The organism is Candidatus Thiodiazotropha sp. AKAK3 (genome assembly GCF_058244645.1).
Window position 1 is genome coordinate 269,152 of the sequence record NZ_JBSYOQ010000050.1, and the last position, 23,024, is coordinate 292,175.

Here is a 23,024-nt window from a genome sequence, read left to right on the forward strand (position 1 = left end):
TAGCGCCCGAGCCGGCAGTTACGGATCCGTATCACTGGACCCTCCTGGAGGCTCTGTGGGGCGTCAGAAAAAAGAGCAGTGTACCATAGTCCCCTGACACAGTACTGTATAAAAAACGCCTGAAATAGGGTTTAAGGGCCTCTCAGATCAATAATCCATCAAATTTCGCATCTTTTTTTCATTTGGCAAATGCACAACCCCCCTTTCAGTAACGATCGCATCCACCATAGCTGCGGGGGTAACGTCAAATACAGGATTCCAGACACTCACCCCCTGGGCAGCAACTCTCTGCTTTCCACAGGCCATGATTTCATCCCCCTGCCGAACCTCGATCGGGATCTCGTCTCCGCAAGCAAGACTCATATCGATGGTAGAAGTGGGTGCCGCCACCATCACTTTGACACCATGATGTTTCGCCGCCACAGCCAGATGATAGGTACCAATCTTGTTGGCCACATCCCCATTACCTGCGATTCTGTCCGATCCGACAATTACCCAATCTACCCCCCCCTGGGCCATCAGACTGGCCGCTGCTCCATCTACTAAAAGAGTTACCGGGATATGATCTTGAATCAGTTCCCAGGCTGTCAGACGCGCACCCTGTAACCATGGGCGAGTCTCATCAGCATAAACTGTGTCCAGTTTTCCCGCTTCGAAAGCTGAACGAATCACCCCTAATGCTGTACCGTAGCCACCGGTTGCCAGCGCACCTGCATTACAGTGGGTGATCACATTTGATCCTGGCTGAATCAATGCCGCACCGTGACCTCCCATGGTCTTATTCGCGGCAATATCTTCCTGATGTATCGAGTGGGCTTCAGCCAATAACGAATCGAAAGGATCGACAGCCTCGGGCTGTGTACTGATCACCCGCTCCATTCTCTCTATCGCCCAGAAGAGATTGACCGCAGTCGGCCTTGAGCGACGCAACAACTCAAGCTCCGATTGCAGGTGTTGGCGCCATTGATTGCCGGCTGACCGATAGGCATCCCGGGCCGCCATCACCACGCCGAATGCCGCTGTAATCCCGATTGCAGGCGCCCCCCTAACCACCATATCGGCAATGGCTTGAGCGGTCTCTGCTGCAGAGTTCAATTCAAGGAAAGTAACCTGATCCGGCAACACTCTTTGATCCAATAAAAACAGCCTGTTCCGATGCCAGACAATGGCGTCGTCTGGCGAAGCCAGCTCGGGATTCAATCGATTATCCATATTCTCTCATTTAACCAATTTTGCATTATCATAAGGATGACCCAGAGCATGAATCTAACCAGACCAGGTGAACCTAAAAAGATCAGTTGGACAGCGTTAAGTGTGCGCTTGTGGTGCTACAGCGCAAGGCACAACTGATTTTTCAGGTTGAAACCCTACCGGGTGTGGTTACAGCTATCAACAACCGAATCGTCTTCCCCCTCTCTGTAGCCTGGATGAAGCACAGCGGAATCCGGGCCACTCTCTGCTTCACTCCTTTTTATTTAACTCTTGAGCGAATCAAGCCACACAGCTCAATCTCACTATTATTGTGGCATTGCATCTCAGAGCCTGAACATGCCATGCTTGCCCTATACATCCACCAGAGTATCCGCTACACAAAAAGTGTCGCAGCCGCGCTTGTGGGTCGAGTTAATCATAGAAACATTAAAGAGATGCAATGCCACATCAGGTTGATCTTCTGATCCATGCTGAATGGATCGTACCGGTAGTCCCGGAAAACCAGGTTTTATCTCACCATACTCTGGCGGTTGATGGTGGCAGAATCCATACCATCCTGCCAAGAGCTGAAGCCGAATCAGAATTTCAGGCTTCCCAGGTATATGATCTACCTGGGCAGGTGCTGATTCCAGGGCTCATCAACACCCACACACATGCGTCCATGTCGTTGCTTAGAGGCTTGGCAGACGATCTGCCCTTGATGACCTGGCTGAATGAGCATATCTGGCCAGCAGAATCGAAATGGGTCAATGAAGAGTTTATCCATGACGGGACACAAATGGCCATTGCTGAGATGCTGCTCAGTGGCACCACCTGCTTCAATGATATGTACTTCTTTCCCGATGTAACTGGACGAGCTGCAGATCATGCTGGCATTCGGGCAGTACTCGGCCTAATCGCTATCGATTTTCCCTCTGCGTGGGCTGCTGATGGTGATGAATATATCCACAAGGGGCTAATGGTTCACGATCAATTTCGAAACAACCCCAGGATTCACAGCGCTTTCGCACCACATGCCCCCTACTCTGTCGGAGATAAAGTTCTAAAACGCATCGCAGTATTAGCCGATGAGCTTGAAATACCGATTCATATGCATCTTCATGAAACCCATGAAGAGATCGTTCAGGGACAGCAACAGCATGGAAACCGGCCAATGCAGAGACTCCAGGAGCTGGGATTGCTCTCCCCTGCTCTGACTGCTGTCCACATGACCCATCTGCAAGCTGAAGAGATTGAGCGTTTCGCATCCAGTGGTGCTCATGTGGTGCATTGCCCTGAATCCAACTTAAAACTGGCGAGTGGATTTTGTCCAGTTGCAGAATTGATGGACGCAGGAATCAATGTCGCTCTTGGTACTGATGGCGCCGCCAGCAACAATGATCTGGATATGTTCAGCGAAATGCACACTGCAGCGCTTCTGGCCAAAGGTGTTGCAGGGGACGCCAGTGCAGTCCCGGCTGCCAAAGCGCTCTCTATGGCAACCATAAATGGAGCAAAGGCACTGGGCCTGCAAGAGACCACAGGTTCGTTAGAACCGGGAAAATCAGCCGATATGATCACAGTGGATCTGCGTCAGGTATCCACCCAACCGGTCTATAATCCCATCTCACAGCTTGTCTACGCAGCCGGTCGTGAGCAGGTCAGCCATGTTTGGGTTGCCGGGCAACAGTTGGTCAGCAATCACACCCTGACAACACTGAATAGAGAGAGACTCATCGAACGTGCTTCAAATTGGGCTGAACGTATCTCCGCTGCCGACAGCGGCACAAGAGACTCGTAAATCAGCTTATCGATGTGTAACCTAAGGGAACATTGAAGCTAAAAAAAGATCAGTTGAAATGCGTGATTCACCCTACAGGTGACGATCTGCATCGAAGCTATTTTCTACAAAATCAACTCAACATAACAATCAGTCGAAAAGATCCATGAATCAGGAACAGATCAACGTTGACCACTCAGAAGTCAGCAAATTCGAGGAGCTCGCCTCTCGCTGGTGGGATCCAAACAGCGAATTCAAGCCATTACATGAAATCAATCCCCTCAGACTCGGTTATATTCAGGGGTTTACCTCTTTGGATGGCAAGGCGGTTCTAGACGTTGGCTGTGGTGGAGGTATCCTTTCGGAGAGCATGGCGGCGGTTGGCGCCAATGTAACCGGCATTGATATGGGAGAAGCCCCCCTCCAGGTGGCCCGTTTGCATCTTCTCGAATCTGGCCTGGAGGTCAACTATGAGCGTATCCCGGTTGAGCATCTGGCTGATGATCGACCAGAGTCATATGACGTGATCACCTGTATGGAGATGCTGGAACATGTTCCTGATCCTGCCTCGGTTGTCACTGCCTGTGCGAAACTGGTAAAACCGGGGGGGCAGCTTTTCTTCTCAACCATAAATCGAAATCCAAAATCCTACATGTTTGCCATTCTAGGTGCAGAATATCTACTCAGACTGCTTCCTAAAGGGACTCACGATTACAGCAAATTCATACGTCCCTCTGAGCTCAGTGCCTGGGTCAGGGAGGCGGGTCTGGATAGCCTCGACATCACTGGGCTCAGTTATAATCCGCTGACACAGCACTATCGCCTGGGCGACGATGTGGATGTCAACTATATGGTTGCAGCAAGTAAAGAAGGTTAACCCTATCAAACCGACTCTCACAGAGTGTGTGCTGTTCGATCTGGACGGTACATTTGCAGATACAGCACAAGATCTGCACTACACATTGAATCTTCTTCTGGAGAGACATGGCAAACGAAGCATAACCCTCGAACAACTCCGGCCATCGGTATCTCACGGCAGTCGCGCAATGCTACGGGTTGGGTTCGGTATTGAGCCGGAGCATGCAGATTTCAACCCGCTTCAAAAAGAGTTTCTCGATCTATACCTGGAGAATATTGCCCAGCAAACCCGGCTGTTCGATGGTATGCCAGAACTTCTGAGTGAGTTGGAAGCCAAGGGTATTCCTTGGGGGATTGTTACCAATAAACCAGCCCGCCTCACAGACCCACTGATGCAGCAACTCGGCCTGCAAGAGAGAGCATGTGCTGTTGTCAGTGGTGATACAACCCCATATGCAAAGCCTCACCCCGAACCCATCCTTTATGCCTGTCGACAAACCAAAGTTAATCCGCAACAAACACTCTATGTTGGTGACGCGGTTCGTGACATTGAAGCAGGTCGCAGTGCTGGCACCAGAACGCTGGTAGCACTATTTGGATATCTGGGTGATGAAGACAAGCCTGACGAGTGGTTGGCAGACGGCCAGATCACCCACCCATTGGAAATATTAGAGTGGCTCTGACCCCCCCCCTTCCACTGCCTCAACAGACTGACTTTTTAGTGAATAACAGATCATGAGTAATATCAATGCCATACCCCAGATGATGACCGTTATAATGCCCCACTCGCAGACGTATTAGTGTTAACAGGCCCTAGGTTAGATCATGCAAAATTATCACCCCACAAAAAACTTACTCAAAGAGCGCAATATTCTGGTTACAGGTGCGGGAAGCGGCATAGGACAGGCCGCTGCCAAGACATTTGCAGAATATGGCGCTACTGTGATCTTGCTGGGACGTCACGAAGGCCGGCTTGAGGAGACCTACGATGCCATCGAGCAGATCGGCGGCCCAACCCCTGCAATGATCTCTTTTGATCTTCAAAAGGCACCGGCAAAAGACTATTACGCTTTGGGGGAGAGCCTCTATGAAGAGTTCGGCCTATTGCATGGCCTACTACACAACGCGGCACAACTCTCACTGCTCAGTCGCATCGATGACTATGATTATGAGACTTGGCAAAAAGTTATTCAGGTCAATCTCTCAGCCCCATTCTTACTCACTCAAGCCTGCCTTCCGTTATTGCGCAAGGCAGAAGATGCATCAATTATTTTCACCTCTGATGAGCGCGGTAGAAAAGGCAAGGCCTACTGGGGAGCCTATGGCGTATCTAAATTTGGTATCGAAGGCCTGATGCAAATCCTCGCAGACGAGCTTGAAAACAGCCAGATCCGAGTTAACAGCATTGCCCCTTGCCCAACACGTACTTCACTCAGAGCCTGGGCCTATCCTGGCGAAAATCCACTCACTCATCCCCTACCGGAATCACTAATGAGCAACTACCTCTATCTGATGGGACCGGATAGCCTGAATGTTAACGGGGAAGCTTTGGTAGCTCAGCCAAACAGTAGTCATAAAACTGATTAAGCAGTTTTTCTCTATATCGCTATTCTGGAGGTTTCAGCGCTCATCTCTCGAAGAGGGCGCTACTGCAGTAAACCATCATCCAGCGGAAGGAGCACTCTGTAGAAACTCCCTTGCGATCAGATCTCTGTAGAGTTGCAGAATTTTCTGTTCTTTCATGTTTTTATTCGATTTAAGAGTATCGATAGACTGCAGTACTTCGAGACGCTCTTTTTGTGTTAAACCACTTGTCAGCTTCGGCATTTCGCAATCTCCGTGTCTATTTTCATTAGATCCTAACCGCAGCCAATGAGGCTTGTTGATTAGGAATTATTTGACACTGCATATTGACCCCGACCTGAACCTTTTACCCTGAATAGTGTGCTGCGCCTTCTCTTCTCAAGATCGTGGGTGTAAGCCTAACCATAGACCAAAATAACCTGAAAATGAATACCCAACTGTTACAGTAGGTTAACTCTTTAACCTATGTTCTTTGTGGCTATTCTATTTCTCACTCTCAGATTTACCCTGCTTTTTACGTCTAACATCCTCCTCAGATACCACCAAAGTGTAATTATCCTGCCTGACCCCATTCAAAAGCAGATCGACACTGTCTTTGGGTACATCGATCATCTGTAATGCGATCGCACCCAACCTGAGACTTCCTTCCAGTGCCTCAGGGAAAGCATGGCTTGCACCGGCACTGACCTGGTGGCCACAAGCCTCCAGATCACGCGCCCTGGAGATTACCGGCACATGGGAATAGGTGTTCCTGATATGGGTAATTGCCCGCAATGCGGTCGGACCGCTATTAACTGTCAGTACCACTAAAGAGGCATTGCCAAGGTTAACCGCATCCAAAAGATCCGGATCACTGATATCGCCATAATAGACCGGCAATCCATCTTTTTTTCCTTGCGCTACCCGATCGGGACTAGTGTCGAAAACGACCAGCGGTACGCCACTGGTGTGTAGTAGAACGGCTACTGTGTGTCCAACACGTCCATAGCCTCCAATCACCACTTTTTTACTGATACCCCCCTCTTCAGCTGGATAGCGTAGGTGGTCTGTGTCCAGCTTTCTGCTGCTCAGCCGCTTTCCCAGCTTGTCGCTTATACCTACAAGAAGCGGGGTAATCAGCATACTTACAGATATCACACCGACCACCATGACAAATGTACTGTCATCGATAAGTTGCAATGCCTTTGCTGAACCGAAAAGTACGAAACCGAATTCACCGCCCTGAGCAAGGTAGAAACTGATACGCAATGCCACTGACTTTGAAACCCCGAACATCACGGCCAAAAGAAAAAGTACAACTATCTTGATAGATACAATTACCAGAATGTGCTGCACGAACATTGACAACTCGCTATAGATAGAGGCGAAGTCAATCGACATGCCGACCGCCACAAAGAACAAGCTCATCAGCAACCCTTTATAGGGCTCTATATAGGCTTGGATCTGTAATCGATAACTAGAACCCGAGAGCAGCATACCCATAACAAAGGCGCCCAAGGCCATCGACAGACCGGCTTGATCCATCGCCCAGGCCGCTAAAAAAACTGCCAGCATGACCACCAGTAAAAAACCCTCCCTGTTGGCCTGCTGGGCCAGGTGGTTGAGCGCAACTGGAAGTACAAAGCGTCCAACCACAAAGACCCCGCCAATCATACCCACCACGATAGTTAATTGCTGCCAAAGAGGTACCTCAGCAGAGAGTCTGCCTGCATCTGAAAGGATTGGTACAACGGCCAACAGTGGAACGATGGCTAAATCCTGCATGAGTAGAATTGAGAAAGCGGTCATACCATGCTTGCTGGCAATCTCCCCCCGATCCTGAAGAACCTGAATGACAAACGCTGTGGAGGAGAGCGCGAACGTCAAACCAATGAGTAGAGACAAGGACCAGGATGATTCATAAAGATGTATATAGAAGGCGATAACCAACCCTGTCAGCAGGATTTGAAGCGATCCCAAACCAAACACTTCTCTGCGCATTGCCCATAATCGACTCGGACGCATCTCCAGGCCAATCAGAAAAAGTAGCAGTACTACACCCAATTCAGTGAAGTGACGCACATCCTCCACATGTTCAGTGACATATGGGCCAGGTGAATATGGCCCGACAACAATCCCTGCGACCAAAAGCCCCAGTACCGATCCAAGACCCAGATGTTTAAACAGTGCAACTGCCACGGATGTGGCAATCAATAACATCAAAGCCGATACTAAAAATGTGTCCAGATGCATAGGAGTATAAAAACGCCATCGAAATCACCGCATATATTCCCTGTCCAAACAACACTTCGTGATAGTGCCAGATAAACCCCAATTCAATGAGTCATATCCAGTAAAAAGTATGTTTGAATGATCAAGTACTAATTTCTAACAGGGATAGATCTTTCTACAATTCTCTTCGATTTAAAGCGTTTCAGCCTCCTGTAATGTCACTCTGTTCTGATTCCACGTTTATATTCAAGGCCCATTGGAAAAATCATATTTTCAACAGGGCTGTAGTGGGAGCTTCCCATAGCAAGCCATCCAATGAAACAACTAATTGTCATGCAGTAATCAACAGTGGCAGCTCGACTGCTGGAATGCAGTCAACCCCCTACCTTAAATTCAATTATGACATGAGTAAAATACGATTTAAATTTCCGATATATAACAAAAATATCTTACAACCTTATAAAATGGTGGGGTATTTCATGCTTGTAATTACCTCTATCTGAACTAGCTTCAAACTTGAGGAACCTCTGTATGCTTCTCTTTAGAAATCTTTGGTTAGCTTGAAGGTCAGTTGGTTGTAGGAAAGTTTCCGTATCTGTCTCCTGACGACAAGCTTTAATACTTTAGTCTGGCATTCAAAGTGGCTAAATGGAGATACAAGAGTCTATCAGAGGTTTCTTACATACTAAAACATCTTCAGACTCAATTACCTGAATATATCTTGTCGATAATGAGTTGAGCCATAACAGAGGCCCGTTTTAGTCAATAACTATTTTGTAAGCTATTGATGAACTTCCAGGATGGTAAGCAGGATACCCTATACAAACAGGAGTGACTCGAATGATCCAATTTGATGCCAATGCAGTTGTACATATAAACGAACAACTTTCTGCTAAAGAGATTCATGACATTGAAAAAGAGTTATCTGGGGTTCGCGGTGTCGTCAGTGCTTGTGCACATGTCAAAACGCCCCATTTGCTGGTAGTCGATTACGACCCGCAATCGATTCACTCTTGCGATCTGTTGTTCTTTATTGAGAGGAGTGGCGTTCATGCTTCGCTGGTCGGTGGTATTTAAAATCAGTGCAATTTACTTAACATCGATCAATTACCTGAGATTGTTCTTAAAGCTAGAATCTTAGTCTACAAGGAGAGCAGCCGAAACTATAAGATGACAAAAAAAAGATTTAAAATACCTCTGGAGATCCTGCTAGAGGCTAAAAAGTGCAATAAGCACCATGCTTGTCTGACTGATGACGAATACCAACTTTGTGGCATTCGGATCACAACTGAGAGTCATAAACACGCGCGGATGGTCTGCGGTAAAGAGACCGATTGTCCCTATAGTTCTCAACTTGGTAACCAAACCGTCTGTACTTGCCCGGTCAGGCATGCCATTCACAGTAAATATGATACGTAAACATGCATGGATTTAACGGATTCCCACACCAGGCCTTGCCATTTCTTCAACAACTATCCCGTAACAACAAGCGAGAATGGTTTAATGACCATAAAGCTGATTATGAGTCATATATACGTGAGCCTGCCCTCGCCTTAATTGAAGAGATTGCACCTAAATTAAAAGGCATATCCAATCACTTTCATGCCATTGCAAAAAAATCTGGTGGCTCCTTGATGCGGGTCTATCGGGACACCCGCTTTTCAAAAGATAAAACACCTTATAAAACCAATATAGGCATTCAGTTCAGGCACGTACTGGGTAAGGATGTACATGCCCCAGGTTTTTATCTGCATATAGAACATAGCAGTTGTTTTTTAGGTGCGGGTATTTGGCATCCTGAATCAAAGACCCTTGGAAAAATACGAAACTTCATTACTGATAACCCCGCATCCTGGAGCAAGTTAAAACAAAATAACCAATTTTCAACTCAATTTGAACTCTCAGGAGAATCTCTTAAGCGGGCACCCAAAGGTTTTGCACCTGATCACCCTCTGATTGATGATCTAAAACGCAAAGACTTCATTGCAATCATGTCCTTTGACTGCAATCAGATTAACAGGCCTGATTTCGCCGATTTTATTATTCGCGAGTATCAGCGAACTGACGAGTTTATGCGTTATCTTTGTGCCGCTATTGAAGTCAACTATTGACTGCACCCTTAAGTCGTTCGCGTATATCTTCACTTGCCTGTTTAAGGATTGAGTCTTTATCCACTGAATCGAGTATCTGCTGTACGATGGTCTTTGGTCCATCGCTACCCCACGAACGCCCTTGAGAAAAGTAACGTTGGGCTGCCAGACCTACTACGTAGGTGGTGTAGTAGCCCATCCCGCCCTGTGCTGCAGCAGTAACAAGGGTAGATAACCCGGCACTACTTGCCTTAAGCGCACTGGCTGCAATATTCACACTCCATACCGTAGCCATCAGCAGAGCCATTTGAGAACCAATGGTCTTAATCAACTGCCCTGCTTCACCTCTTGATACGGACATGCCATAGACTCGCGCCAAATGCACAACCATAGAGGCATCCAAGGCAAGTGCTGCAACCAGATCAGCAACAGGGATGGGATTGACAGCTACCGCAATGCCTTTTCCCAGACAATACCCTCGAATTACACGTTCAGCCACTTCCTGTCGTACACGAACTATGCGTCCCGCAACTTCATCACTCAACTGACCGGCAAAGAGACTGGCATTCAAGGCCGAAAGGGCCATTCCCTCTTTCTCAATCAGCATCCATAGACTATTGGTCAGGGCTAAAACATCGGCACTGGGGGTTTTTCTGATTTCACTCTCTTGACCCTGATCGTCCACTTGAAGATAAATACGCTCCGAAGGCATTGCAGCAACCGGCACAATGAAGTCAGGCATAACAATTCCCTGCAACTTCTCTCTCAGGCTACCCATCAACAGTTCAAGTTCATCACTGGTGTAACGGTCTGATTTATTCAACACCACCAACAGCGGGCGGTTGAGTCTCGCCAGCTTCTGCATAGCCTGAAACTCTGTTTGAGTCAGATCGGTATCGAGTACAAATAAAACAAGATCAGCCCGACTTGCGACATCCTCAGCCATGCGCTCCCGCTCTTCCCCACTGATTTCATTGATGCCTGGAGTATCGATCAGAAACACACCGGATGCCTCTACTTCACGCCAGGCTGCCATATCACTGTGACGAGTCTCACCGTGCAACGCACTAACAGCAAAACGTTGCTCACCAAGTAGTGCATTCAACAGAGCAGATTTTCCGACACTGACGCGGCCGAAAACAGCGATATGCAGATGACCATGCTCCAGTTTATCGAGCATCGCCTCTACCTGCTTAAAATCATCTTTCAAAGAATCACGTACAGGCTCAGGTAGGCGGTCATCACTCAATAGTTCACGTAAATTATCCCGTGCCAGTTGAAGATGATCGCTTTCAGATGTAGCTGTTTCGTCACTCTCTTTTGACGAGATGTTCCAAAGCGAGCCGCGCAAGATGTTTTGCACGCGCTTCCAGATTTCCACTCATTGTCTCCTCGAAATTATCCAAAATCTGTGTTGTCTCAAACTGATCACCTTGATCTAGTGCCTTAACGACAGACTCCCCCAAGGCTTCGAAAATCAAGCCATAAGCCACTGCATGAGTCAGCCCACCAGTAACCGTCCCCACACCAGGAAAAGCCTTCAGTACATTTCCTGTCAGGGCCAGTAACAGGGTCATTCGCTTGCCGACATTCTGACTGGCCAGATCTACAAGATGTTCCCCATCAACATCCCTGATCCTAACGTCATAGAGCTCGCACAAGGCCTTGACCATCTTTATCCCCAAATAGCCCTGAATAAGAATATCTGTACCAGGACTGACCGCAGCCATCGCCCCAAGCATCGCCTTGCGGGTATATCCTTTGACTACTTTCTCACTCTGCCCCCGTCGATGAGCGATGTTTGCCGAATGGAGTTTTTCAGCACCCAGTCTTAGCAGGCTTTCATCTCTCTGTTGATCAAGAGATCCAGCCTCTTCATCTATCTTTTTAAGCATAGCTTCGATCAATGGTTCGACCTGAGGCGGACGATCCCGCAATTCACGTTTTTGCTCTCCTTGCACATCGATACGAATAACCTCCTCTTGGCCACCCGCCTGAACCGGCACCAATTCGATTTCAGGAAACTGCTCGCCGATTCGAGCTACAATCGCTCTCAGATCCTCTTCTGAGTATCTATCCTGTTTGTTTAGAGCCAGTATCAAAGGGCGATCGTAGCCTTGCAATTCAGCCAGCTCCTGATGCTGATCCCGGGTCAACTCCCCTTCACAGACATAGATCACAAGGTGGGCACGTCGAGCCTCTTCACGGGCCCTACGTATGTGCTCTTTATTCAGATCAAGGATGCCAGGTGCATCTGTCAGAAACAGTTTTTTTCCATCTCGACTAAAAGTGTAATGTTCGATGCTTTGCGTGGTGCCGGCACGAGGATCGATATGCATAGACTGAGCACCGGTAATTGCGTGAATTAATGCGCTTTTTCCCGTCGAAACAGGCCCAAAAAAGGCTACATATCGCTGCACAAGTTCAGCACGTTGATCCAGTTCATCCAGCTCCTCTTTCGCCTGCGCAATATCCACCCCTTGAGCATCCGCTTTCGCCAATGCCTTTTCAAAGGCCTCCCTGGTTTCCGGCAGATTTGAGTCTGTCTGTTGCTGCCTACCCTGCTGATGCGATTTATCTGACCTCAATAAGCGCCAACTCAAGGCAACAAGCCCTAAACTAAAACCGAACAATCCTATACCATAGAGTATTAACAGGCTTGGTGAGAGTTGATTGAGCAATTGCCAGACATTCAAGGCAGATTCTGTAAGCTGTAGCGCTATCAATAGAATCAGCAATCCAAGAAACAGTAACAGCATCACTAGAAGCATCTTGATGATCTGCTTAGATGACCTGTTTTTCTGCTGCTTGCTCATTGATAATGCCTTAATGAAATAGTTCCTAACTTTTTTTGGGCTTACTAACCCATGATCAGGAGTCTCAGATGATCCTCCTCTCAAAAACACGTGACGCCTGGCAGTCAAATCACTTCAAAGAGACCTTAAAGCATGAATTGGAGGCTGTCGATGCCAATAAACTACCACTCCAGCAAGGTCTGAAGCTTAGCAGTATTGTCAGCGATGAACCTTTTAATGTCATGGTTATGAATTACCATGACGACAGATCAACCATCCAGGTAAAAGTCGCTATCATTTATAGTGGAATTGAGGCGGGCTGTAACTGTGCAGATGACCCAACGCCAATAAACACACAGCCGGAATATTGTGAAATCATGCTCTCAATTGACAAGATATCCGCTGAAGTATTGGTGAATTACATTCACGACAGCTGATCAGATTTTGACCGACCTGATATCAATATTATCAAATTAGTCGCAAACAACCACCATCTTCAAGTAAATTTACAAATCAATGTGTTTCAACACTATCCAGGCCTTGCAAGAGCGGCTTTGCCGCTACCGGCGCCAAATGTTCAGCCTGTATATAGTCAGCGACCTCTGACCAATGTAAATTCAGTTTTTGAGATGTGTCGATTTTCGGAAGAATGATGAAGGCATTTAAAGCCCGAACATCTGAAACGATTCTGTCAATCTGTTCATCATCCACGCGTAACAACGAAGGATGAAGCCTGACAGCATCAGCCTGGAGGTAGGATAAAACCTTGTATGCAGTATCGTTGCAGGCAAAATTTCCCAGCAGGATGGTTATGCCTAATGTAGAGAGTTCATCCAACAGTTTTTTCGCCCGTTTAAGTTCTGGCGCAAGGGACGGCAGGTCAAACTCGATGATTAACCCGGTACCTACGACATGCAGCTTCCTCAATTCAGACTGCAGGAAAGGTATCAACTGGTCATCGTGAATGGAGAGCCCGGACATCCACACCAAAACCTTGTTGGGAATCCCTCTGAATGCCACCTCACCCAACATTCTCACTGCATGTTTACAGACCAGGCGATTCAGCAAACCCATGCCATTGAATCTACCCGCGCTTTGATAGATATCCCCTATTTCAGATGTAAGTCCGGTAGCTGATACAAAACTTGGAATATGCTCAACAACTGCCCCATCCTCATGCAGTGCCAGATAACGTTGTTCGTGGAACTCCACAAAGCCAGACTTTAATGCTGTTCTGACTCGCTCCTTTAGCAGCTCATCAGGAATTTCCTGGTGGGTTGCTGTTTTCAGTCGAACTGCTTCATTGTGCTGCAGATAGTGCTCCGCCTCTTCATCAGCTGCGGTTTTAGCAATGATTTCTGCCTGCTTAAGATACTTATAAGCAGCGAGATCGGGAGCATCGATAGTTACCAGACCGATCCCCCAGCTGAGATCAATCTGATTACCCTGTAAAAGTTCATTCCGAACCTGTTGATAGAGATCCATTCCCAAGCGTTCGATATCATGCATCGAAGCCCGTTCCACGAGAACGCCTAGGCCTCTTCTGCCTGTTCTCGACAGCAGATCCCGTTTCCCCAGCACAGGCCCCAATACATCTGCGATCCGCGCTACTAAGGCATTATCAGTTGGGGTAAAACTATCCTCTGTCGTGGCATCTTCGCCTTCCACCGTAATGACGAAAAGCCCGCACTGCTCTCTCTCCACTGAGAGTCTGATGCAGATCATATCCAACTCATCCAGCAGACGACGACGATTTACCAAACCAGAGACACTATCAACCATGCTCGTATTGGAGCCACTGATCATCTCTTTAGCCCGCTTAATGCGTGTTAGCACAGTTGCAATAAGATGTTGAGGACGTACAGGCTTTGTTAAAAAGTCATCAGCACCGGAATAGAGTGCCAATATTTTCTTTTCCACGTCATCTTCACCGGAAAGAAAGACTATCGGCATAAAACTGGCGTCCCTTCTATCCCTGATTAACTGAGTCAGTTCGATACCGTTAGCACCTGGCATATAGAGATCCATTAGTATCAGGTCTGGCTGAAAACCTTGCACCGCATCCATGACATTCAAAGGATCTGTGATAGCCAGGGTATCAAATCCACCCTTCTTGAGCAGTTTGCAGGCAAACTTTGATTGAGAAACATCATCTTCCACCACTAAAACCCTGTAGTGCGGTTTCAGTTCTGGTGAGATAGCCTCTTTGATACTCAATATCAGGTCATTAATACTGATAGGTTCAGAAAAGCACTGGGTTGCCCCAGCACGCAAAACCTCTAGTCGAATTTCGACATCACAATGGTTGGATATAAAAATCAGTTCCGGTTTTTCTGCTTTTGAGGGATCGATTTTTGCGAAGGCTTTATTCAATACCTCGATCTGAGGCAGATATTCTGTATCCAGCAATACAACTTCAGACTGATATTGCAATATGGCAGCCTTTAATGCATCAATATCAGAGAGCTGATTGACTAACCATCCATTTTTTTCAATGGCTGAACAGATCAGATCCCCGGATACTTTGTTCCGTGGCAGGTAGAGCACCTCGTAAGAGTTAGTAAAGGACTCCTGGGCAACCTGTTTTGAGTCTGAGGCTTCTATTGCATCTGTGAGTTGCTGAAGGTATTGATTGAGTTTCTCAATCTCTTCTTCATCTGCTTGCATATTCTCTTCGTAGACATCACTGATGATTTTTTCAATCGATCGAGAGAGTTCTAAGACATTAATCAAGTTGGATGCTTCACCTTTTCTTCCCAAATCATGCAGCAGACGAAGTGTGGTATGAACGCAAGAGCTATTCCACATTCCCGAAGGGAGTACGGGCCAGTTGCTTTTGAGTTGGATCAACAGTCTCTGTAGCTGATCAAGTGAGCCATAATCCATTAAATTGTCAGATGAGGACATCCCATTCACCCTGTATGATTTCTGGCATATAAGCCAGTTGTAAAACTATCTCCGACCAGTATCTGTTGCAGCCTGAAGAAAATCTGATTAATTCTGTAATGTGAGCGATGTAATGAGAATTATTCTGGCTCTAAGTCTAAGGAAAAGTGAGAGCATAGCCCCACTGCTGCCAAGCTTTTAATAAGAGAGCCAGATTTTTCTGCGTCACAAAGCCGCGGTTGAATCGATCAGAGTCCTCATATTGAATCTGCCCGTCGAGATTAACGCATTTGCACCAATCAGTCACTCATGTAACTACTGATTAGTAGCATCAGGCAGATATCTGAACAACGCTGAAAATTAATAGCTGCCCTAAGATGACAATCAGATGTTCAAAAATCAACGCTTCTTAAAGACGTACTCATCTTCCCCCATATCTACAAAACCCCAAGTTTTACAAAAGGCTATATGATTCTCCGAAATCAAACCAGAGAGCATAATCCAGAATCTTGATGTTTTTCGGCTGTCAGGCATACTCTAGTATCTCCTCGGTAAATTCGGTAACACTCAGAGGCCCACTATAGGGCTGGGCATCCACAACTGATAGTTTATGACTCATACCACTTCTCAAATTGATCAAATTCGAAATATAGGTCTAATCGCCCACATTGATGCCGGTAAAACGACAACCACAGAGCGCATGCTCTACTACTGTGGGCGCACTCGCCAGGTGGGATCAGTCGACAGCGGAACCACCATTACAGACTGGATGGATCAGGAACGCGAGCGCGGCATCACCATTGTGGATGCGGCGGTCACAGCCTATTGGCGCGACCACCAGATCAATCTCATCGACACACCAGGGCATATCGATTTCACCGCAGAGGTACAACGTGCGCTCAGAGTACTCGATGGTGCTGTGGTAGTGTTTGATGCGTCTCAAGGGGTAGAACCGCAAAGCGAAACTGTCTGGAGACAGGCAGACCGTTACCGTGTACCCCGACTCTGCTTTATCAATAAAATGGATAGATTGGGTGCTGATCTGCAGAATTCAGTCGCAACCATCCGCAAACAATTGTCAGCAAACCCAGTCATTGTTCAACTACCTCTGGGGGTAGAGAGCGAATATCAGGGAATTATCGATTTAATTTCCATGCGATGCCTGATTTGGCATGACGAACTCGATAGGCCACCGGTAGATCAAGAGATACCTGACGAGCTTATGCTGAGTGCCCAATCTGCCCGTAGCGTGATGATTGAGGCAATCGCCGAGCAGGATGATGAACTCCTCAATCTCTGGTTGAATGGATCAGATATTATCGAAACTGAGATTAAGGCAGCGCTTCGGCGTACAACATTAAACAATAGTGTGACCCCTGTGCTCTGCGGCAGTGCCTTTAAAAACAAGTGTGTTCAGCCACTTTTGGACGCCATTGTTGAGTACCTTCCCTCCCCTCTCGACGTAGGTGCGGTTGAAGGAAGGCACCCAGAAACAGATGCAGTGATTGAGCGTCAAGCTGATGAATCAGCTCCCTTAAGTGCTCTGATCTTCAAAACAGTAACAGACCCCTATGCCGGCAGACTCTGCTACGTACGCGTCTATTCAGGGGTACTCCAATCCGGTTCAAACATTCTCAACCCTAGAGATAATCAGACTTTACGAGTTGGCCGCCTGGAGAGAATGTACGCTGAGCACCGGGAGGATATAAAGGAAATTCACAGCGGTGATATAGCAGCACTTCTTGGTCTTAAGAAGACGGTAACCGGTGATACACTCTGCGCGAATAAACATCCGATAGTGCTCGAGTCCATTGCTTTTCCTGAGCCTGTTATCAAAATTACAGTCTCTCCTATCACTGCTCAGGACAATGACAAGCTGGCTGATGCATTACATCACCTTGCTGAGGACGATCCGACATTTAAATTTGAAACAGATAAAGAGACTGGCCAAACCCTTCTGGGTGGCATGGGAGAGCTGCATCTGGAAGTTGTTCTAGAACGACTCAAACGTGAACAAGGTGTCAACGTACGTACCGGAACGCCCAGGGTCGCATATAAAGAGACTGTAACTCAGAAGGTTAGTAGTGCCGAAGGTAAGTTTGTGCGACAAAGCGGAGGACATGGTCAATATGGACATGTAATCATCTCAATTACACCCAACCATGCCTCAGAGGGCGTTGTTTTCGAGAACCAGATAAAGTCCGGCGCTATCCCGTCAATGTTTATCCCATCAATCGAAGCTGGCATAGATGAAGCCTCACGTAGTGGAGTCATCGGCGGATACCCGGTAACCGGCATTAACGTGACGCTGATCGATGGCTCAGTTCACGAAGTCGATTCGAATCCACTATCTTTCAAAATAGCCGCCAGTATGGCGTTACGCCAAGGCCTGGAAAAGGGCAAACCCACACTATTGGAGCCTGTAGTAAGTTGCGAAGTTCTGATACCTGAAGAGCATCTTGGAGATGTGCTTGGTCAATTGTCCAACAGGCGCGCAGTAATAGAAAGTATGTTAGACAGGCCTGGTGGCATTAAAGCCATTCGTAATATTGTGCCACTCTCTGAAATGTTTGGATACACCACAGAACTGCGATCAGCGACACATGGCCGCGGCTCTTTTACTATGGAATTTGATCACTTTGCACCGGTATCTCAAGAGATAATGAAGACCATGGGGAGATAGAAAAGAGTTAAGGTCACCTCTATAGTGGTCAACCTCGAAAAGCCTCTTCAGAATTAAGATAGGCTATCTCATCACTGCTGTTTTCGCGGTTCAGAATCTTGTTACGATGGGGAAACCGACCAAAACGCCTCACAATCTCCCGATGGTGTCTTGCCCATTTAAGATTGTCCTGCATACCAGCCTTTTCAAACATCGCAATCGAATAGTCCTGGTCTTTCAATGATTCACTGTGCATAAATGGCAGATATAGGAATGCACGCTGATGCAATGTCAGGGAGCTATCAAATCCGGAGTCTATTGCATGCTGAGCAACCTCTCTGGATTGCTGTTCGGTAGAGAAGCTCTCTGGTTGGCCTCGAAATATGTTCAACGGAAACTGGTCCAGGATCAAAACCAATGCCAGGCATCCTTGAGCGTTTGCTAACCATTCATCAAGCTGATGCGCTTTCGCCTTTTCCCAATGTCCTAGATAGCGCTCTTCCAAGAGCAGGTCGAAATCAGGTGTCGAACTGAAATGGCGTGGTTTGACATCGTCGGAAAACCAAAAATCGATTATCTCTTCCGGGGTTTCCACCACCATAGTTGCCTCGTTAGGATATAATACTGGGCCGATCTACAACTCTTCTTCATATTTTATAGACCATTACGAAGAATAAGGTGATTATATTTCAGATCGGCATGGTGCGGCAGGGCCGAACCCTGCATCACTTGAAATTATTCAGGAACATAGTGAGCATTCGCAGACGTGACTCGATTGTATAAGACGCAGCTTGGTCGGTAGGTATGTAGCTTCATGTTCAGTCGGTAAATTCCAGATCTTCCCAAATCGCCTGTAGACCGGCTTGAGCACAATCCCCATCAATACTGTCTCGCTCTGAAGAGCCTGGAGGAGCACCGGATACACCAATACCACCTACAGTTTCACCTTGAGCCTCGATAACAAGTCCACCACCAACTATTAACCCGGCGACTAAGTATGTTGTCTTCAGCCGAAGTGTGCCTGCCTGCAGCAAGGCATCAAAACGCCGCTGTAGCACTCCTACAGCAAGTTTTGATAACGCAGTCAGCAGGCAGGCACACTTCGGCCTCTCTTTTAAAAATCATATTGTTAGGGGTTTCAAGCCAGCCCTTGCTCGGTGTTGCGGCTCTTGACAAGGGAACAACCATTGCCTGCGAGCCGCGCCTTGATCAAGGGCAGGCTTGAAACCCTGAAGACGACATACTTAGTCGCCGGGTTAATAAGCGAGCCCCAGGATTGTTCTGAACCTGGTTGGGTATACGCCCCTCTTCTAACAAAGCGGCCAGGACTGAAGTCGATTGACGGAAACTGTTATAACAAAAGTCACACAAACTGCCACTGTTTAAAGAAGATGATATAGAACATGCATTGCCCCCTGGGTGGGGCAGCCCCTACCCAGAAGTTTCAAAAGTGCACTAGTGGGCTATTAGGGCCTGTTAACAGGCCCTAAAGACTCCTTAAATTGATCCTGTCATCAACTTAACTGCCTCTTTAGTATCGACAACCATATTGGCAATTAATCCATAGTTGACCAGTGCAGCCTGATAGGCTTCAGCCCCTGGTGCGGCAACTGCGTCTTTTACTACCACCACTTTAAAGCCATTTTCCACCAACTCTCTCAGGTGGGAGTCAGTACATAGATTCGCAGCCAAACCAGCAAGAACCACTGTATCTATACCCTGCATGCGTAGCTGTAGAACCAAGTCATTGCTATCAGGTCCATAGATTTTATGGGGGCTGGTCACAACAGTCTCGCCATCGAGTATGTACTTCTTGTATTGATCCAGGAAATCAGCCCCTGCACCCTTTAAGCCAGTGGCATAAACTGCATCTTTGCGATTGAATACCTTCAGTTCCAGCAGTTGTTTCTGCAAAGCACCAGGATTCTCCCAACTGTGATCATGCTGAAAATAGGCATGCGGGCTTACAAAAACAGGGATACTGAGCTGTTTAGCGGTCAGGAATAACTTCTCAATATTTGGAATTGTTCCCAATGCCTTAATATTCTCTGCGAACAGCCCGTAAGCTATGCCCTTCTCATCAAGAAAGTCATTTTGTGGATCGGTGACAAGCAAAGCTGTTTTTTGCTTAACCAGTTTTAACGGCTCCTCTTCGGCTAAAAGAGGTAGAGAGATTGTCAAAGTCACCATCATGAACAGTGAATAAATCGTTTTCTTCATGGTATTGCACCTAATAAATTAATAAAAAAGTGACTGCTTGAACCCATGGAATCTCCAATGAAGACTGAACCGAACAGGTTGTCGAACAGAATGGGCGATTCAAGGCACAAATCACAAGTACCAGGGCCTTTTATCACTAGTCCAAGCGGCCCATTTTGGCGGTAATCTCAGCCGATCACTTGTTCAGAAGTTCACAAGTGTGGTGCTTCTGAACGATCAGCTGGCCAACGGCAAGATCATGCTAGACAACGAGGTAGAGATGTTCTGTAGCAGATGCTACATAATTGAGATTGAAGGAAGGAATCTAAAGGGAGGTGTGCTGTGGCTGAAAGCGATATGCTTTGTAACCTGGCTAATCGTAAAAAAATGGCAATAACCAACTGAATGCCAGCCACATTATCAGAATCAGAGGTAACCCTACCTTGAGAAAGTCACTGAAAGTATAGTTACCCGCACTCATTACCAATAAATTGGTCTGATAGGCCATAGGTGTGGCATAGCTCATATTTGCACCAAATAGAACCGCCAGCACAAATGGCTCAGGGGATAAATTCAAGCTTTGGGCAATCCCGATTGCCACTGGTGTACCAATCACAGCCGCTGCATTATTTGACACCACATTAGTCAACACTGCCATTAACAGCATTAAACCACTTAGAATAACTGCAGGTGATGCCCCTTCGGTTAAGCTGACAAAACTTGCAGCAAGGAATTCACTTCCTCCAGTCATCAACAATGCGTTCCCCAGGGCAAGACTGGCAACAATAATCAGAACCACCTGCGCGTTCAAAGCTCGACTGATATCGCGCCAGGTCAAACAGCCACATAACAGCATCAGTAGCACCCCAGTAAGTGCACTGACAGCAATGGGTAAAATACCGCTGGCTGCAAACAGGATAATCCCGAACATGATCGCGAGAGAAAATGGTGCTTTTCGGGTGTGGGGCAGATCGGTAGTCGCATCCAGAACCATAACAATTGACTGCTGTTTTAGTTCACTTATCTGCTCACGTTTGCCCTGCACCAGCAGAACATCACCAACACGAAGATTTAGATTCCCTAAGCCATGCGGCATCGATTTAATACGGGCATTTGCGCGATGAACAGCTAATACAACCAGTTGGTAGCTATCTGCGAAACGCATTTCATTTAGTGTACGATTCTGCAGTGGAGAACCTCTGAAAACAATCGCCTCGGCCAATTGTTGATCTTCTGCGCGCAAGGGGTGGTCATCATTGACCTCCTCCCCACCTGAATAGAGAGTTGCACCAAGTATTTGTTCAAACTCTTTCAGACGCGATGACGTATCGTGAACCAACAATCGGTCGCCCGGATTAATCACCGCATCTGGTAGTGGCAGGATATAGGTCGTTTCACTTCTCCGAATACGATCAACCTGCAGATGATTGTGGGTTAAAGCGATGACTTCTGACAAAGTCATTCCAGCAGCAGTGCTCTCCTCTTTAATAACAAGGTGGGCAGTGAAGATTCGAGGTGAACTGTCAGCCAGAACCAGTCCCCTATTGGGCAAGATTCGGGGTGCTACCAACCAAAGGTAGACCAGACCTATACTGTTGGCTATTAACGCTGGAACAATAAAATCGAACATCTCTATCCGATCCAGTCCCATATCGTAAGCGACACCAATGACCAAAAGGTTGGTAGATGTGCCGATAGTAGTACTCATACCCCCGATCAAAGTTGCAAAGCCCATCGGCATGAGTAGAGAAGATGCCTCAGTTTTGGTCTTCAGCGATACGCTGACCAGAATTGGTAATAGCAGCACAACTATCGGCGTATTGTTTATAAATGCACTCAATACACCAGCAATCAGCAGTGTCACGAGAAATGACATACTGGGGCTTATGCTCCATAACCTCGCCAATGTTCGCCCTATCGGCTCCAGTGCTCCAGACCTGACCAGGCCATGGCCTGCCACCATCAAAGCACTCACTGCAATCAACGCTTCATGACCAAATCCGTTAAAAAAATCGACTGAGTCAATAACGCCCGATGGACCTTCAAAAGGAAAAATCTCGAATCCCAGGGTAAGTAGAGAGAGAATTACAAGTGATGAACTCTCGAGAGGTATTTTCTCCCGGCTGAAGAGCAAAAGTGCCAATCCTGTAAGCAGGAGTACAGCAATCATGTGGGGATTGGGCATTCCGTTTTCAATCATATGAATTTCGGTTTCCAGAGTTATTCATTATTGTTTAGATTAGCAGCAACCTGTCAGGATTTTTTCTATCGGTTCAGGTCAATTTGCAACCCCTGCTATCTATCTACCCTTCGATTAACCCAAAGAGACTCATTTCCGATGATATTTCTCATATCATGACACTCTTCGGGCCTTGATCCTTTGAAGCTGTGCAGCCCACTAGGATCCTACCTGGAGCAGTTAGGAATCAGTATAGCTGCTGAGCATGTAGTAAAAAAAATCCCGGCAGGGGTGCCGGGATAATGTGGAGGATCACAATGCACAAAGCGGGGGTTCCGCTTGATACATGAAGTGTAATGCAGTAAACGGGCCAATTTTTATTTTCTTTATATATCAATCGGTTAATAATTTCTCTCTCCAGTCTGCAGCTATTCTGCGCACTACTATTGTTCATTGTGTGCAATCTCTGTTGCACTAAAAACATGCACAACTCATATCAAACAAAGGGGATTAAAGGTGATGTGAACAATAGCTGTTCGCAGAGATCGACACGCTTCGAACCTAAAGGAACAGTAGTTCGAAGACCTTC

20 protein-coding genes are annotated in these 23,024 nt (G+C 47.0%); 10 read left to right on the forward strand and 10 right to left on the reverse strand.

Features of this window, described 5'->3' with window-relative positions:
- Positions 1–147: 147 nt before the first annotated feature.
- Entirely contained in the window at positions 148–1,212 is a 1,065-nt protein-coding gene (mtnA, locus tag AC4IE7_RS11565; protein ID WP_490776999.1) for an S-methyl-5-thioribose-1-phosphate isomerase, read from the reverse strand.
- A gap of 110 nt (positions 1,213–1,322) precedes the next feature.
- On the opposite strand from mtnA, the gene AC4IE7_RS11570 reads away from it, so the two are divergent.
- The 5 genes from AC4IE7_RS11570 (at position 1,323) to AC4IE7_RS11590 (ending at position 5,416) form a co-directional block, all read left to right on the forward strand.
- Positions 1,323–1,676 carry a hypothetical protein gene (locus AC4IE7_RS11570; RefSeq protein WP_490777000.1) on the forward strand — a complete coding sequence of 118 codons (354 nt, stop codon included), beginning with the start codon at positions 1,323–1,325 and terminating at the stop codon, positions 1,674–1,676.
- The gene (locus AC4IE7_RS11575) at positions 1,652–2,992 is read left to right on the forward strand and encodes a TRZ/ATZ family hydrolase (protein WP_490777001.1); all 1,341 of its coding nucleotides are present in this window, start codon (positions 1,652–1,654) and stop codon (positions 2,990–2,992) included. The genes AC4IE7_RS11570 and AC4IE7_RS11575 overlap by 25 nt, the downstream gene beginning before the upstream one ends.
- 145 nt (positions 2,993–3,137) lie before the next feature.
- Positions 3,138–3,848, forward strand: coding sequence for a bifunctional 2-polyprenyl-6-hydroxyphenol methylase/3-demethylubiquinol 3-O-methyltransferase UbiG (ubiG, locus tag AC4IE7_RS11580; protein WP_490777002.1), 711 nt, complete (start codon positions 3,138–3,140; stop codon positions 3,846–3,848).
- On the forward strand, positions 3,811–4,512 hold the full coding sequence (locus AC4IE7_RS11585) for an HAD family hydrolase (RefSeq protein WP_490777003.1): 702 nt from the start codon (positions 3,811–3,813) through the stop codon (positions 4,510–4,512). Before ubiG ends, AC4IE7_RS11585 begins: the two co-directional genes overlap by 38 nt.
- A gap of 142 nt (positions 4,513–4,654) precedes the next feature.
- On the forward strand, positions 4,655–5,416 hold the full coding sequence (locus AC4IE7_RS11590) for a YciK family oxidoreductase (RefSeq protein ID WP_490777004.1): 762 nt from the start codon (positions 4,655–4,657) through the stop codon (positions 5,414–5,416).
- A gap of 75 nt (positions 5,417–5,491) precedes the next feature.
- Here AC4IE7_RS11590 and AC4IE7_RS11595 read toward each other — a convergent pair whose 3' ends face one another.
- Together AC4IE7_RS11595 and AC4IE7_RS11600 are read right to left on the reverse strand one after the other, a co-directional pair.
- Positions 5,492–5,656, reverse strand: coding sequence for a hypothetical protein (locus AC4IE7_RS11595; RefSeq protein WP_490777005.1), 165 nt, complete (start codon positions 5,654–5,656; stop codon positions 5,492–5,494).
- A 240-nt stretch (positions 5,657–5,896) separates the two neighbouring features.
- A complete protein-coding gene (locus tag AC4IE7_RS11600) occupies positions 5,897–7,645 on the reverse strand; it encodes a cation:proton antiporter domain-containing protein (RefSeq protein WP_490777006.1) in 1,749 nt (582 codons plus the stop codon).
- Between the two features lie 819 nt (positions 7,646–8,464).
- Here AC4IE7_RS11600 and AC4IE7_RS11605 point away from each other — a divergent pair.
- The 3 genes from AC4IE7_RS11605 (at position 8,465) to AC4IE7_RS11615 (ending at position 9,735) form a co-directional block, all read left to right on the forward strand.
- Positions 8,465–8,701, forward strand: a complete 237-nt coding sequence (locus tag AC4IE7_RS11605) for a heavy-metal-associated domain-containing protein (RefSeq protein ID WP_490777007.1) — start codon at positions 8,465–8,467, stop codon at positions 8,699–8,701.
- 93 nt (positions 8,702–8,794) lie between these two features.
- Positions 8,795–9,043 carry a hypothetical protein gene (locus AC4IE7_RS11610; RefSeq protein WP_490777008.1) on the forward strand — a complete coding sequence of 83 codons (249 nt, stop codon included), beginning with the start codon at positions 8,795–8,797 and terminating at the stop codon, positions 9,041–9,043.
- Positions 9,044–9,045: 2 nt separating this feature from the next.
- Positions 9,046–9,735 (forward strand): DUF2461 domain-containing protein, encoded by a 690-nt coding sequence (locus tag AC4IE7_RS11615; RefSeq protein ID WP_490777009.1) that lies wholly within the window; start codon positions 9,046–9,048, stop codon positions 9,733–9,735.
- Here AC4IE7_RS11615 and AC4IE7_RS11620 read toward each other — a convergent pair.
- Positions 9,725–11,095, reverse strand: a complete 1,371-nt coding sequence (locus AC4IE7_RS11620) for a DUF697 domain-containing protein (protein ID WP_490777010.1) — start codon at positions 11,093–11,095, stop codon at positions 9,725–9,727. The genes AC4IE7_RS11615 and AC4IE7_RS11620 overlap by 11 nt on opposite strands.
- Positions 11,025–12,530, reverse strand: a complete 1,506-nt coding sequence (locus AC4IE7_RS11625; RefSeq protein WP_490777011.1) for a GTPase — start codon at positions 12,528–12,530, stop codon at positions 11,025–11,027. Before AC4IE7_RS11625 ends, AC4IE7_RS11620 begins: the two co-directional genes overlap by 71 nt.
- A gap of 68 nt (positions 12,531–12,598) precedes the next feature.
- Here AC4IE7_RS11625 and AC4IE7_RS11630 point away from each other — a divergent pair, with 68 nt between their 5' ends.
- The gene (locus AC4IE7_RS11630; protein ID WP_490777012.1) at positions 12,599–12,946 is read left to right on the forward strand and encodes a hypothetical protein; all 348 of its coding nucleotides are present in this window, start codon (positions 12,599–12,601) and stop codon (positions 12,944–12,946) included.
- Between the two features lie 76 nt (positions 12,947–13,022).
- Here AC4IE7_RS11630 and AC4IE7_RS11635 read toward each other — a convergent pair whose 3' ends face one another.
- Complete coding sequence (locus AC4IE7_RS11635) at positions 13,023–15,416, reverse strand: response regulator (RefSeq protein ID WP_490777013.1); 2,394 nt, start codon at positions 15,414–15,416, stop codon at positions 13,023–13,025.
- A gap of 589 nt (positions 15,417–16,005) precedes the next feature.
- On the opposite strand from AC4IE7_RS11635, the gene fusA reads away from it, so the two are divergent.
- Complete coding sequence (fusA, locus tag AC4IE7_RS11640) at positions 16,006–18,078, forward strand: elongation factor G (protein WP_490777014.1); 2,073 nt, start codon at positions 16,006–16,008, stop codon at positions 18,076–18,078.
- A 28-nt stretch (positions 18,079–18,106) separates the two neighbouring features.
- Here fusA and AC4IE7_RS11645 read toward each other — a convergent pair whose 3' ends face one another.
- From AC4IE7_RS11645 to AC4IE7_RS11660, 4 genes are all read right to left on the reverse strand, one after another.
- Entirely contained in the window at positions 18,107–18,658 is a 552-nt protein-coding gene (locus AC4IE7_RS11645; RefSeq protein WP_490777015.1) for a DUF924 family protein, read from the reverse strand.
- Positions 18,659–18,875: 217 nt separating this feature from the next.
- Positions 18,876–19,115 (reverse strand): heme-binding protein, encoded by a 240-nt coding sequence (locus tag AC4IE7_RS11650; RefSeq protein WP_490777016.1) that lies wholly within the window; start codon positions 19,113–19,115, stop codon positions 18,876–18,878.
- A 439-nt stretch (positions 19,116–19,554) separates the two neighbouring features.
- Positions 19,555–20,277, reverse strand: coding sequence for an isochorismatase family protein (locus tag AC4IE7_RS11655; RefSeq protein WP_490777017.1), 723 nt, complete (start codon positions 20,275–20,277; stop codon positions 19,555–19,557).
- A gap of 352 nt (positions 20,278–20,629) precedes the next feature.
- The gene (locus AC4IE7_RS11660) at positions 20,630–22,456 is read right to left on the reverse strand and encodes an SLC13 family permease (RefSeq protein ID WP_490777018.1); all 1,827 of its coding nucleotides are present in this window, start codon (positions 22,454–22,456) and stop codon (positions 20,630–20,632) included.
- Positions 22,457–23,024 lie beyond the last annotated feature (568 nt).